This is a genomic window from Aedoeadaptatus ivorii (assembly GCF_900638585.1).
In the GTDB taxonomy this organism is placed as follows: domain Bacteria; phylum Bacillota; class Clostridia; order Tissierellales; family Peptoniphilaceae; genus Aedoeadaptatus; species Aedoeadaptatus ivorii.
Genome location: NZ_LR134523.1, coordinates 263,480 through 276,999, shown reverse-complemented (window position 1 = coordinate 276,999; position 13,520 = coordinate 263,480). Strand labels below are relative to the sequence as shown.

The 13,520-nt window shown below is 55.9% G+C and carries 11 protein-coding genes and 1 riboswitch; of the genes, 3 read left to right on the top strand and 8 right to left on the bottom strand.

Annotation, left to right across the window (positions count from 1 at the left end; translation table 11 throughout):
* Positions 1-7: 7 nt before the first annotated feature.
* Positions 8-1,168, bottom strand: a complete 1,161-nt coding sequence (locus EL294_RS01315; protein WP_126464736.1) for a phosphoglycerate dehydrogenase — start codon at positions 1,166-1,168, stop codon at positions 8-10.
* A gap of 19 nt (positions 1,169-1,187) precedes the next feature.
* Positions 1,188-2,276 carry a 3-phosphoserine/phosphohydroxythreonine transaminase gene (serC, locus tag EL294_RS01310; protein ID WP_126464735.1) on the bottom strand — a complete coding sequence of 363 codons (1,089 nt, stop codon included), beginning with the start codon at positions 2,274-2,276 and terminating at the stop codon, positions 1,188-1,190.
* A gap of 178 nt (positions 2,277-2,454) precedes the next feature.
* Positions 2,455-2,615: riboswitch (M-box (ykoK) riboswitch) on the top strand.
* Positions 2,616-2,765: 150 nt separating this feature from the next.
* Between serC and EL294_RS01305 the strand changes: the two genes are divergently transcribed.
* A complete protein-coding gene (locus tag EL294_RS01305; RefSeq protein WP_126464734.1) occupies positions 2,766-3,521 on the top strand; it encodes a magnesium transporter in 756 nt (251 codons plus the stop codon).
* A gap of 51 nt (positions 3,522-3,572) precedes the next feature.
* Here EL294_RS01305 and EL294_RS01300 read toward each other — a convergent pair whose 3' ends face one another.
* Positions 3,573-4,433: a homoserine O-acetyltransferase/O-succinyltransferase family protein gene (locus EL294_RS01300; RefSeq protein WP_126464733.1), complete on the bottom strand. Its 861-nt coding sequence runs from the start codon at positions 4,431-4,433 to the stop codon at positions 3,573-3,575.
* A 23-nt stretch (positions 4,434-4,456) separates the two neighbouring features.
* Positions 4,457-5,737 carry an O-acetylhomoserine aminocarboxypropyltransferase/cysteine synthase family protein gene (locus EL294_RS01295; RefSeq protein ID WP_126464732.1) on the bottom strand — a complete coding sequence of 427 codons (1,281 nt, stop codon included), beginning with the start codon at positions 5,735-5,737 and terminating at the stop codon, positions 4,457-4,459.
* A gap of 403 nt (positions 5,738-6,140) precedes the next feature.
* On the opposite strand from EL294_RS01295, the gene EL294_RS01290 reads away from it, so the two are divergent.
* Together EL294_RS01290 and EL294_RS01285 are read left to right on the top strand one after the other, a co-directional pair.
* A complete protein-coding gene (locus EL294_RS01290; RefSeq protein WP_126464731.1) occupies positions 6,141-6,683 on the top strand; it encodes a TetR/AcrR family transcriptional regulator in 543 nt (180 codons plus the stop codon).
* A gap of 95 nt (positions 6,684-6,778) precedes the next feature.
* Positions 6,779-8,131 carry a radical SAM/SPASM domain-containing protein gene (locus tag EL294_RS01285; RefSeq protein ID WP_126464730.1) on the top strand — a complete coding sequence of 451 codons (1,353 nt, stop codon included), beginning with the start codon at positions 6,779-6,781 and terminating at the stop codon, positions 8,129-8,131.
* 558 nt (positions 8,132-8,689) lie between these two features.
* Here the strand turns inward: EL294_RS01285 and tuf are convergent.
* The 4 genes from tuf to EL294_RS01265 form a co-directional block, all read right to left on the bottom strand.
* A complete protein-coding gene (gene tuf, locus EL294_RS01280) occupies positions 8,690-9,883 on the bottom strand; it encodes an elongation factor Tu (protein ID WP_126464729.1) in 1,194 nt (397 codons plus the stop codon).
* A 70-nt stretch (positions 9,884-9,953) separates the two neighbouring features.
* Positions 9,954-10,796 (bottom strand): DegV family protein, encoded by an 843-nt coding sequence (locus tag EL294_RS01275; RefSeq protein ID WP_126464728.1) that lies wholly within the window; start codon positions 10,794-10,796, stop codon positions 9,954-9,956.
* Positions 10,793-12,139, bottom strand: a complete 1,347-nt coding sequence (gene glmM, locus EL294_RS01270) for a phosphoglucosamine mutase (protein WP_126464727.1) — start codon at positions 12,137-12,139, stop codon at positions 10,793-10,795. Before glmM ends, EL294_RS01275 begins: the two co-directional genes overlap by 4 nt.
* Positions 12,136-13,491, bottom strand: coding sequence for a CCA tRNA nucleotidyltransferase (locus EL294_RS01265; RefSeq protein ID WP_126464726.1), 1,356 nt, complete (start codon positions 13,489-13,491; stop codon positions 12,136-12,138). The genes glmM and EL294_RS01265 overlap by 4 nt, the downstream gene beginning before the upstream one ends.
* Positions 13,492-13,520: the final 29 nt, after the last annotated feature.

Here is a 13,520-nt window from a genome sequence, read left to right as displayed (position 1 = left end):
TTTCCTCCTATTTCATAAAGCGAACCCGCACGACGCCGTCGATGGCCCACAGGCGATCGCGCATGGTCTCGTCTACCGGGGAATCGACGTCGATCATGGTGTAGGCCCAACCATTTTTGTGTCGATTCAGCAGATTGGCGATGTTGATGCCTTCCTCCGCCAGTACGGTGGTGATCTGCCCGATCATATTGGGGATGTTGCGGTGGTTCACGGTGATTCGCCAAGCGCTTTTGCAGACGCCCATATCGGAATCGGGAAAATTCACCGAGTTTTTGATATTCCCGTTGTTCAGATAGTCGACGAGCTGCCGCACTACCAGGCGCACGGAGTTTTCCTCGCTTTCCGGGGTGGATGCCCCCAAATGGGGAATGTTGACGGTGTTCGGCAAAGCCAGGGTTTCGGCGTCGGGAAAGTCCACCACATAGGCGGCGACGATGTCGGAATCGATATACGCCTTTAAGGCGGCGTGGTCCACCAATCCGCCCCGGGCGATGTTGATCAGACGCAAGCCGGGCTTGGCGACGGAGAGGAGTTCGGCGCCGACGAAGTGTTTGTTTTCCTCGGTCAGGGGCAAATGTAGGGAAATGTAGTCGCAATTTTTGAACAAGGTGCGGCTAAAGTTTACGACAGAGACCCGGCTGTCCAAATGAAGGGCGTTTTCTACGGAAAGGTAGGGATCGTAGCCGAATACATCCATGCCCAGATCGATGGCCGCCTTGGCCACCAAACGCCCGGTGGCTCCGAGCCCTATCACCCCCAAGGTCTTTCCGGCGAGTTCGGGGCCGGCAAATCGCTTTTTGTTGGACTCCACGGCCTTGGGCAGGTCGATCTCCTCGCAGCCCCGCACCCAATCGATGCCCCCGACGATATTTCTTGAAGCCAAGAGCAGGGCGCAAAGGGCCAGTTCCTTGACGCCGTTGGCATTGGCCCCCGGCGCTTTGGAGACGACGATGCCTTTTTCCGAACAGCGCGCCACGGGGATGTTATTCACCCCGGCACCGGCTCTGCCGATAAAGCGAATGTTCTCGGTAAAATCAAAATCGTGGAGGTCGGCACTACGCACCAGGATCGCATCCGGATTCGGCTCCTCCGGGCTGGCAAAAAAGTTCGGCGGCAAGAGCTTCAGTCCCTCCTTGGAGATCTCGTTGATGGTTCGAATCTTATACATTCTGCTTTCTTTTTTCCGCTCAGCGTCCATTTCGCACCTCAAATTCCTTCATGTAAGTCACCAATTCCGCCACCCCTTCCGGTTCCATGGCGTTATACAAACTCGCCCGCATACCGCCGACGCTTCGATGCCCCTTGAGGTTTATAAGCCCCCGCTCCGCCGCCCCATCCACAAAGGCGCGGTCGATGTCTGCGTCCCCTGTGGTAAAGACCACATTGGTGCGGGAGCGATCTTCTCGGGCGCGGTCGTTAAAAAACAGATCGCTCTCGTCGATGCAATCGTAGAGCATCTGCACTTTGTCCCGATTTCGTTCCGCCACGGCATCCAATCCGCCCATCTCCTCGATCCACGCCAAAACCAGATTGCAGATATAGATGGCGTAGGTCGGGGGCGTGTTATACAAAGACCCCTTCTCCATATGGGTGCGGTAGTCCAGTATAGCGGGCAGGGCCCCCGACGCTTTGCGGAGCAGCCCCTTTTTAAGAATGACCACCGTAAGCCCTGCAGGCCCCAGATTTTTTTGGGCCCCGGCAAAGACGAGGTCGAAGTGGCGCATATCGTAAGGTTCCGACAAAATGTTCGACGACATATCCGCCACCAAGGGCACCCCCACCTCGGGGATCGTTTCCGGGGCAATGCGGGTGCCGTAGATGGTGTTGTTGGTACATAGATAGAGATAGCGGGCGGCCTTCGGCACGTCCTCTACCGAAAAGGACGGAATCCGTCGAAATCCCTCCGCTTCCGTCGAGGCGAGGATCTCGGGATGGCCGAAAAACTGCGCTTCCTTATAGGCCTTCTTTGCCCAAGATCCGGTGATCAGATAGGACGCCCTATCCTCCGGTTCTAATAGATTCATGGGAACCATGGCAAACTGTAAAGATGCCCCGCCTTGTAGGAGGAGAACCTCCCGATCCGCCGGAAGTGAGAGCAAACGAGAGAGCCGACTTTTTACTTCGTCGTGGATAGACTCGTACAGCGCGCTGCGGTGGCTCAGCTCCATCACAGACATACCGCTGTCCTTGAAATTCGTCATCTCCGCCGCGGCTCTGTTCAATACCGCCTCGGGCAGAGTCGCCGGACCCGCTGAGAAGTTTCGTTTTCTCGCCATAGCAATCCCTCCTGGATCAATTCACACATTACCGTGCTAAAATATATTGTTCCCCATTATACGCTTCCGAGGAAAAAAAACAATACGGGGTGGTTAAAATTTGCGTGATCCCCATGTAAATTTTCACACCTTGCCCCGATTCGGAATCCATGATATGATGACATAGTAAAAATGAATATCATACAGTTATTAAGGGAGGCTCCTTTACAAATACACGCTGCTGCCCGGAAATGTCGAGAGACGCCAACGGGTCGAACAGGTCTTTTCGCCAAGGAAAGACATAATGCAGCTACCTCACGTTACGTTGTAAAGTGCTGAAACTCAATAGAAAGTATCGGTTATGCCCCCACTTGCGCAGTGGGGGTTTTCTATCTTCCGGGGTTTCTGTATCGTCCTCCCACAGAAAGGAGCATACTATGTCAGACCCTCTTCCCCGAGAGAGACGCTACTGGAAGCGCGAATAACGCACGACCGAAAGGAGATAGAAATATGACCACCGAAAAGAAATTCGACCTGATGTATCGGTTCTTAAAATACGAAGAGTACGAAAAGTTCCGGGATATGTTTTTTTCCCTGCGAACGAACGAACAAAAGCGGCTGTTCCAATCCCTCTACCCCGTCAACAAAACCCGCCTTACCGCCTGCTTGGACGGCGACGAGCTCACGCGGTTGTTTACGCTGGTAGAAGACACAGATAGCCGGCCTTCCCCCGCGGATTCCGTGTTCGAAGCGGTAAAGGCGCGGGTGCCCTGGATCGTGACTTTGATTTTTTTGGGCCTAATCTCCGCCAATCTGATTTCGTTCTTTGAAGACACGATCGAGGAAGTAGTGGCGCTCGCGATTTTTATGCCGATTATTTTGGACAGCGCCGGCAATGTGGGCACCCAATCCCTCGCCCTCGCCATTCGCCGCTTGGCGTTTCACCAAGACCGCAACCAGAGCTTTATAAAGAGCATTCTCCGCGAACTCGCTTCGGGCTTTTTTATCGGGATGGCGGCTTTTCTCGCCATCGGGATCGTGGTGCTGGTGGTGGAAGGCAATCTGCTGCTCGCCGCGGTGGTGGGCACGTCGATCCTGTTGACGCTTACGATTTCTGCCGCCATCGGCTATATTATCCCCACGCTCTTCGACAAAATCGGGATCGATCCCGCGGTGGCATCGGGCCCCTTTATCACCACCCTCTGCGACGCCTTTGCACTGATCGTCTATTTCGGCCTGGCGACGGCGGTGATTCCGTATCTATAATCTGCGCAATCAAAAACATCTCCCGTGTTGACAGGAGATGTTTTTTTCGTCTTACTGCACCGCTCTTGCCTTTTGGCGGGCGAGATGCGCCCAGTTTTCGAAAAACAGCGTCGCCGATGCCCGCCAGCGCACGCAGATTTCCGCCGCCGGATCGTCGCCGCGGTAGTAGTTTTCGGGCGGACGTATGGGTTTTTGGCGGGACAGATCGCGCAGGTATTCCCGGTGGAGGGTGTTGCGGTCGTATTCCCAGTGGCCGAAGTTGAAGAGAAAGCCGCGGTTACCATCTGCCGCGAGGCTGATGCCGGTCTCTTCTCTCGCCGCCAGGATGTCGATGGAATCCACTGCCACATCCCCACTTCGCACATAGGTGTGGCGGGAATGGGGAATATAGTAGCGGTCGTCGAAGCCCGCAAATAGGGCATTTTCCTCGCGCCGCGGGTAGTCGTATACGCCGAAGATTTTGTGCGACGCGGTTCGATGGCCGATGCCGTAAAAGTAGTGGAGGGCCGCCTGCGCCGCCCAGCAGATAAACATGGTGCTCTCGACGCGCCTCTCGGCGTAGTCGAAAAGCCGGGTCAGTTCCTCCCAGTAGACGATATCCGCGTAGTCGATGCATTCCACCGGCGCGCCGGTAAAGATCATGGCGTCGTAGTGCTCGCCTTGGATCTCGTCGTAGGTTTTGTACCGCCGCACGCAGTCCAGATCTCTGCCGCGCTTGCTCGTATAGCTCGCCATGCGGATACAGTCGATTTCGGCCCCGCTCCGCGAAAGCAGGGCGCGAAACTGCATTTCGGTCGCGCGTTTGTCGGGCATCAGATTGACCAGCGCGATGCGAAGCGGCGCGTTATGCCGCGCGCTCTTTCGTGTGTCTATATTCTGTTTCCCTTCCTTTGTACCAAACAACGCCGTCATCCTTCCCTCCTGATTTCGTCTTGTTATAGCTTCGAAAACGATGCGTCCAAATCGCGAATGATGTCGTCTACTTTTTCGATTCCCACGGAGAGTCGCACCATATTGGGCGAGATCCCCGCCGCCTTTAGGGCTTCGTCGCTGAGCTGGCGATGGGTCATGCTCGCTGGGTGAAGGGCATGGCTTCTCGTATCTGCCACGTGCACCACCAGGCTCACCATCTCGAGGCCGTTGATCCACGCCTTGGTCTCTTCCAAACCGCCCTTTACGCCGAAGGAGATCACGCCGCTTCCGCCGTCGGGCAGGTACTTTTGGGCGAGCGCATAGCTTTCGGAATCGGGCAGATGGGGGTAGTGCACCCATTCCACCTTGGAGTGATTCGCCAGATATTTCGCGATCTCGAGGGCGTTGGCGCTGTGGCGTTCCATACGCAGCGCCAGCGTTTCTAGGCTTTTGTGAAAGCTCGCGGCGTGCAGGGGGCTGAGCGATGCGCCCAAATCCCTCAGAAACACCGCCCGCGCCTTGGTGATATAGGCGGCATCGCCGAAGGTCTCGGTATAGCTGAGGCCGTGGTAGTTCGGGTCCGCTTCGGTCAGGCAGGGGAATTTGCCGCCGGTCCAGTCGAAGCGGCCGCCGTCGATGACGACCCCGCCCATGCAGAAGGAATGACCGTCGATATATTTGCTCGCGGAATGGGTGACGATGTCGGCGCCAAATCGGAAGGGCCGGCACAGATACGGCGTGGCAAAGGTGTTGTCGACCACGAGGGGAATGTCGTGGGCGTGGGCGATTTCCGCCGCCCCTTCGATATCCAACACCGCGACGCCGGGGTTGCCTACGGTTTCGCCGAATACGAGCTTGGTGTTCTCGTCGATGGCGGCATCGAGCGCTTCGAAATCGTTTAGGGCCACAAAGCGGCATTCGATGCCGAATTTTTCTAGGGTGGAACCCAACAACGTATAGGTGCCGCCGTAAATATTGTTCATGGCGACGACATTTTCGCCGGCCTTGGTGATGGTGAGGACCGCCATCAAATTCGCCGCCTGTCCCGATGCCGTGGCGACGGCGCCGATGCCGCCTTCCAGTTGGGCGATCTTTTCTTCAAATGCCGCCGTGGTGGGGTTGGAGATGCGCGTATACAAATGCCCTTCGCGCTTTAAGTCGAACAGCTCCGCCACTTCGTCGGCGTCGTCGTATTTGTAGGTAGTGCCCTGCGCGATCGGAAGCGTTCTGAGCGCGCCGCTCTTCGGCTGATAGCCGCCCTGCACACACAAGCTCTCGATGTCGATGCGATTCAAATCCGTCATTGTAAATCCTCCTTTTGCCAACAAAAAAACTCCCGTCCCAAAGGACGAGAGTTTTACTCCGTGTTACCACCTTATTTCGCCTATGCCTCGCGGCAAAAGCCTCTTCAGGTACCATCATACCCTAGCGCTATAACGGGCGCCCCCGTAGACCCCTAGTATCGAAGTCTCCCGGACAAAAGACCATCTTCGCCTCCGTCGAATCCGCTTTTCTCACCAAACAAAGCTCTCTGTACGCATCTCGGAAGGGTACTCTTCTTTTCTGTGGTTTGCTGTTGTTAGAAAGGATACTACATAGATCCGTACGCTGTCAACCGTATTTCCGCTTTTCTTTGCGACAAATTTTCATGCTGCGATTGGGTAAAGATATAGTAACGGCGAAAAAACCGCAGAAAGGAGGGACACCGTGGCCCACGATACGAAAAACGCATTGGCGGAGGCATTGGTCGATTGCCTAAAGACCCGCAGTCTCGACGAGATCACCGTCAAAGAAATCTCCGATCAGGCGGGGGTCAACCGGCAGACCTTTTACTACCACTTCGAAGACATTTATGACCTCTTGCGATACACCCTGGACGAAGACATTTCGCCTTTGTTCGCGGGCGGTGACGATCTTCTGCTCAAGATCTTCGAGGAGTCGTTGAAGCAGAAAAAAATCATCTTAAACATCTACCACTCCGTCAACCCCAAGTGGATCGGCGACTATATCATGGGCCATATGCGGCCTTTTATTCGCAAGCGCATCGAAGCGGATGCGCCGCGGCGCCCCGTCGATCCGGACGCCGCCGAACTCCTCGTCGACTTTTTTACCTACAGCTTTACCGGCATCTATCTCTACTGGGTACAGCGCAATATGGACGAGAATTTTCAGGTGTATCGGGATCAGATTCGCTTTTTGCTCAAAGAAAGCCTTTCTCATACCCTCGATTCCATGGCAAAATCTTCGTAAATCTACAAAAAACGCGATTTTCAGACAGAACGCTTCATTTGTCTATATCAATCCGACCCGGTGGAGACTATGATATAGCTACAAGGGAGGTTCTTATGTTAAAAAATTTTACGGTCAAAAAACTGATTCAATTTGTGCAAGAAGATCCCGCCGACAATATAGAAAAGGCATACGATTTCTTAGAGAAATTCTATCCCAAACTCGCGGGTTACTCCCAATTTCAGTTCCTGCGTCCCATGGTCAAGGACCCGAACAACAATTGGCATATACTTATGGACCACGTGTTCGAAGACATCGACCCCGGCGTCATCGACGCCTTTTTCCAAAACTTCGTCATCAACGGATTCGTGGACTGGGCGCCGAAAAAAGACGCCCTCGAGAAAAAATACGACTGCAATATTCCCTGGACAATGCTCATCGACCCCACCACCGCCTGCAACCTGGCCTGCGATGGCTGCTGGGCGGCGCAGTATGACGACCACTTGAATTTGCGATTCGAGGAGCTCGACGACATCATCCGCCAGGGCAAAGAACTGGGCATGCACGTGTTCTTGTTCTCGGGCGGCGAGCCCTTGGTGCGCAAAGACGACGTCATCCGGCTCTGTGAAAAGCACGACGACTGCTTTTTCCTCGCCTTTACCAACGGCACCCTGATCGACGACGCCTTTGCCGAGGAGATGCTCCGGGTCAAAAACTTCGTGCCCGCCATCAGCGTGGAAGGTTTTGAAGCCGCCACCGACGGCCGCCGCGGCAGCGGCACCTTTGCCCAAATCGAGCGCGCCATGGATATTTTGAAGGCCCACCATTTGCCCTTCGGCGTATCCTGCGCCTATACTTCGCAAAATACCGAGGCCATCGCCTCCGAAGAATATTTCGACTTTATGGTCGAAAAGGGCGCCCTCTTCGCTTGGTTCTTCACCTTTATGCCCGTCGGAGTCGGCTCTCCCACCGAACTGATGGCGACGCCCGAACAGCGGGAAGAGATCTATCACACCATCCGCAAATTCCGCAACGAAAAGCCGATCTTTACCATTGACTTCTGGAACGACAGCGAATACGTACACGGTTGTATCGCCGGCGGCCGCAACTATCTGCACATCAACGCCAATGGCGACGTGGAGCCCTGTGCCTTTATCCACTACTCCGACGCCAACATCCGCGAAGTTTCGCTGCTCGATGCCCTCACCAACCCCCTCTTTCGGGCCTACCGAGACGGACAGCCCTTCAACGACAATCTGCTGCGTCCCTGTCCCCTCTTGGACAACAAAGACCGCTTGGCGGATATGGTCCACGCCTCCGGCGCCAAGTCGACCGATCTGCTTAACCCCGAAAACGTCGACGACCTCTGCGCCAAATGCCACGACACCGCCGATATGTGGGCCGAGACCTCCGGCAAGCTTTGGGAAAAGACCTTACGCGAACGAAAAGAAAAAGTGCACGCCCGCTGATGCCGCGCGGATACAGAGCGAGGGACCCCCTCGCTCTTTTTGTGTGCGGAAAACCGCAACCACATTGTCATCTTGAGCAAGGGGCGAAGCCCCACGTCGAAAGATCTCTCTCCCGACATGGGGTACACGACGAGGCCATTGCCGAAACGCACGATGTACATTTCTGGTTCGGACCATAAGACACGCAATCGACACCATGCAAGCAGTCGACCCGCAATAGCCAACTTGAGATCCTTTCATGACCTAACAGAAATCTTCGATTTCGTCGTAGGTCAGATGCCGCGCAGTCCATATCTTTGATTTGGCTAACGGAGCGGCCGACTTCGCTACACTCCGCTCAGGATGACAATTGTTTTTTCACGAACCGCCCTCTTTGTCATTCTGAGCGAGGAACTTTAGTTCCGAGTCGAAGAATCTCTCTCCCTACAAGGGGTATGCAACGAAGCCATTGCCGAAACGCACGACGTACCTTTTGTTTTTAATAGCGCACAACGCCACCAACAGCCTTTTTACCCACAAAAAAGAACGCGGCGTGCCGCGCTCTTTTTCTTTCGGTTCTTATTCGACGATTTTGGAAACGACGCCGGATGCGACGGTTCTGCCACCTTCGCGGATTGCGAAGCGCAGGCCTTCGTCCATGGCGACGGGGGTAATGAGTTCTACGGAGAAGGTTGCGTTGTCTCCGGGCATTACCATTTCTACGCCTTCTTGCAGGCTGATGTTACCGGTTACGTCGGTGGTTCTGAAGTAGAATTGGGGACGGTAGCCGTTGAAGAACGGGGTGTGACGTCCACCTTCTTCTTTGCTCAGGACGTAGACTTCGGCTTCGAATTTGGTGTGGGGGTGAATGGTGCCGGGGGCTGCCAATACTTGTCCACGTTCGATTTCGTCTCTTTGAACACCACGCAAGAGGAGGCCTACGTTGTCGCCAGCTTCTGCTTGGTCGAGTTGTTTGCGGAACATTTCCACACCGGTGACGACGACGCTTCTCTTTTCGTTGGTAAGGCCGACGATTTCTACGTTGTCGTTGACTTTGATGGTACCCATTTCAACACGACCGGTGGCTACGGTACCGCGACCGGTGATGGAGAAGATGTCTTCTACGGGCATGAGGAAGGGGTGGTCGACGTCGCGAACGGGGTCGTCGATGTATTCGTCGACGGTTTCCATAAGGGCGACGATTTTGTCTCCCCATTCTCCGTCCGGATCTTCGAGGGCTTTCAGGGCGCTACCCACGGTGATGGGGGTGTTGTCGCCGTCGAAGTCGTATTCGTTCAAGAGGTCGCGCACTTCCATTTCGACGAGTTCGATGAGTTCGTCGTCGTCGACTTGGTCTTGTTTGTTCAAGAAGACGACGATTTTGGGTACGCCTACTTGACGGGACAAGAGGATGTGTTCACGGGTTTGGGGCATGGGGCCGTCTGCCGCGCTGACGACGAGGATCGCACCGTCCATTTGTGCCGCGCCGGTGATCATGTTCTTGACGTAGTCGGCGTGACCCGGGCAGTCCACGTGGGCGTAGTGACGCTTGTCGGTTTCGTATTCCACGTGGGAGGTGGAGATGGTGATGCCGCGTTCTCTTTCTTCGGGGGCTTTGTCGATGTTTTCGTAGTCTACGAATTCACCGCTGCCGAATCTCTTGTTGAGAACGTAGGTGATCGCTGCGGTCAGGGTGGTCTTGCCGTGGTCGACGTGACCGATGGTGCCGACGTTTACGTGCGGTTTCGTTCTTTCAAATTTTCCTTTTGCCATAATTGTCCTCCTAATTTTCGCAGAGTATATACGTGTATGTTACCCCAAATTTCGGGAAAATGCAAGATTTCTATAGGGCGACGACGATGCCCCCGAAGTCGGCGTAACCGCTTGCCAATGCCTTGGTGTGTACGATGCGGATGGTGACGTCGAAGATCTCTTTGGCGATGATGTCTTTGAGCTCTTTCGCCTTCTCTTCCGCCTCGGAATGGGAGATGGTGATGAGCTCGTAGCTCTTCTCCTTTGCCATTTTTACGATGTGCTCGCCCAAGCGCGCCAGGCTCTTTTTGAAGCCCCGGTTGACCTGGTGCAGTTCGATGTTGCCGTCGTTAGAACGCATGATGGGCTTTACATTTAAGGCGTTCATGGCGCGTCCGGTGAGTTTGCGGACGCGGCCGTTTTTCACGAGTTGGTCCATGGTCTCGAGGATAAAGAAGGTGGTCTGCTCGTCGACATAGCGTTCGACATCGCGCAAGATTTCGTCGAAGTCCGCACCCTTTTCGATGCCCGATGCGATCCGATCCACCACATTGGCGGTGCCGGCGGAGGCGGATTTGGAGTCGATCAAGGCGACTTTGCGATCGGGGTGTTCGCGCTTATAGCGCTCCACGGCGGTATAGGCGGCGTTGTAGCTGCCGGAAAGTTTCGAGGAGATGGTGACGACGAACACCGCGTCGGCATCCGCTTCTTCCAGTGCCGTCTCATAATGGTAAGGCGAGGGGCAGGCGGTGCGGATGGGATCTTTCGACGCCGCCATATCTTTATACATGGCGTCAATGTCTACGTCGTAATCGTCCACATAGGTCTTTCCCCCCACTTCGATGGTAAAGGGCACGAAGATAAGATCTATGGCTTCCGCTTCTTCTCGGGTAAAGTCCGCGGAGGTATCCGCGATGATTCTGATCTTTGTCATTGCAACTCCTTTTCGATGTACGCGGCCAGGGCCCGGGCTTCCCGGTCCAACACCGCTTGGTCCTCGCCTTCGATCATCACCCGCACCAAGGGTTCGGTGCCGGAGGGGCGGATGACGACGCGTCCTTCGTCTTGAAAGCGGGCTTCGATTTCGCGAATGCGCTTTTGTATGCCAGGATGTTCTTTATAGGCTTCTTTTTTGTGTTTGTCCACCGTGGCGTTGACGAGGACCTGGGGATAGGATGTCATCAGGCCGTTCAGCGCGCTCATGGGAACGCCCCGCTCCTTTAGGACGTCCAATAGGTGCAGGCCCGTAGCGAGGCCGTCGCCGGTGGTGTTGTAGCGGCTGAAGATAATATGCCCCGACTGCTCGCCGCCGAGTACATAGCCCGCATCGCGCATGGCTTCCAATACGTAGCGGTCGCCGACTTTGGTCTTGATGAGGTCGATGCCCTGTTCCTTCAAGTAGCGATCCAGTCCGATATTGGTCATCACGGTGCCGACGACGGTGTTGCCGTCGAGTTCGCCCTTTTCCTTGAGTTGGGCGGCGCAGATGGCGAGGATGTGGTCGCCGTCTACGATGGCGCCGGTCTCGTCGACGGCGATGATGCGGTCGGCGTCGCCGTCGAAGGAAAATCCGATATGGGCGCCGGTTTGTTTGACCAGTAGTTGGATCTTTTCCGGCGCGGTGGAGCCGCATTCGGCGTTGATGTTTTCGCCGTCCGGTGCGGTGGAGATGGCGATCACCTCGGCGCCGAGTTCGGTGAGCACCCGTGGCGCCATGGCATAGAGCGCGCCGTTTCCGGGATCGATGGCGATTTTTAAGCCCTTCAGGTCGCCGCCGATAAGGCTTTTCAGATAGGCCTCGTAGTCGCCCGCGCCGGTAAATTCCCGGCGGTAGGTCCCCACCGCCGCCCCCACCGCGCGGCGGGGTTGAAAGTGATCGTCGACGATATGGGCTTCGATCTCCTCTTCTACGGCATCGGGCAGTTTGTAGCCGGTATCGGCAAAGATTTTGATGCCGTTATAGGGATAGGGATTGTGGGAGGCGGAGATGACGATGCCCGCCCGGGCGCCGTATTTGCGCACCAAATACGCCACGCCCGGGGTGGGGATGACCGAAAGGTCCACCACGTCCACGCCGGCGGACATAATACCCGCCGCGACGGCGGAGGCGAGCATCTCCCCGGACTTTCTCGTGTCTCGCCCCAAGAGCACAAAGCCACGCTCCGCGCTGTTCTTTGCAATCCGATCGCCCAGGACGGCGCCGGTGCGCATGGCGAGTTCGGGCGTAAGGTCCTCGTTGGCCACGCCGCGTATTCCGTCGGTTCCGAAAAGTTTCATCTGTTCCTCCTGTCGTCTCCTCGGAGCTCGTCGTAGCGCCGCTCGGCATAGGCGAGCCAATGCGCCTTGTCGTTCTCCTCCGGATTGTCGATAAAGCGCGCTTCCATTTCCCCGAGGATTTTCCCCATAAGGGGGCCGGGCGCGATGCCGATTTCGATCAAATCGTTGCCGTCTACGGCGAGATCGCATCGCTTGGGCACGCCTTCTTCCATCAACGCGCGTATGCGCGCCTTGCGTTCTATTATAAAGGAAATATCTCTGGCGCCGTAGGTACAAGCCATATCCGCCGCCATCAGATCGTATAGGTCTAAAATATACTCTTCGCCCACCCGCCGAATCTGCCGCCGGAGCGCCCGGTCGGTCATCACATCGTGCACCTTCATATGCTCGCGGATCAGCGCCGAAACCTCGTGCACCAGGCGCTTTGACGCCTTGTAGCGCCGAAGGATCTCGGCCGCCGTCTCGGCGCCCAAGGTGTCGTGGCCGAAAAAGTGGCCTTTGCCGTCTTCGTCTATGCTCAATGTGTCGGGCTTTTTCACATCGTGAAAGAGCGCCGCATAGCGGACGGGGAGCTTGGGCGGTGTATGATCCACCACACACAAAATATGGTCGAACAGCGTCTTGTCGTGGTAGGGACTCCTTTGGTCGTAGCCTACGGTGGGCACGAGTTCGGGAAAAAGCACCGCTAGCACGCCCAGGGCTTCCATTTCGTAAAACACCGTGGACGGCCGCTCGATTGCTAGTATTTTACCCATTTCATCGGCGATTCTCTCGCCGGAAAGGGCGCTGAGGCGGTCCCGCTCTCGGCGGATGGCCGTTCGTACCGATTCCGTCAAATCGAAACCCAGTTGTCCCCGAAAGCGCAGCGCTCGAAGTATGCGCAATGCATCTTCTCGAAAGCGCAGCTCCGCATCCCCCACCGTCTCGATCGCGCGTCTTCGAATGGCGTCACGTCCGCCGAAGGGATCCACAATGCCCCGCTCCGGGCTGTATGCCATGGCGTTTACGGTGAAATCGCGCCGCGCCAGGTCCTCTTCCAAAGAGCGGGTAAAGCGCACCGAATCGGGCCTGCGGCTATCGCCGTAGGTGCCGTCCACCCGAAAGGTGGTGATTTCCACCACCCCCGAATCCATCGCGACGCCCACGGTGCCATAGGCTGCGCCGGCGCGAAAGGTGGTGTGATCGGCAAACATTTCCACGATCTCGTTGGGAAGCGCTGCCGTGGTGAGGTCGTAGTCGTGGGGGACTCTACCCATAAGTGAGTCCCGCACCGCGCCGCCCACCACATACACTTCTGCGCCCGCTTGGGCAAAGCGGTTCCATATATATTTTATATCAGCCGGTAGTTTCATAGGGATATTATATCACTATCTCGCAAGTT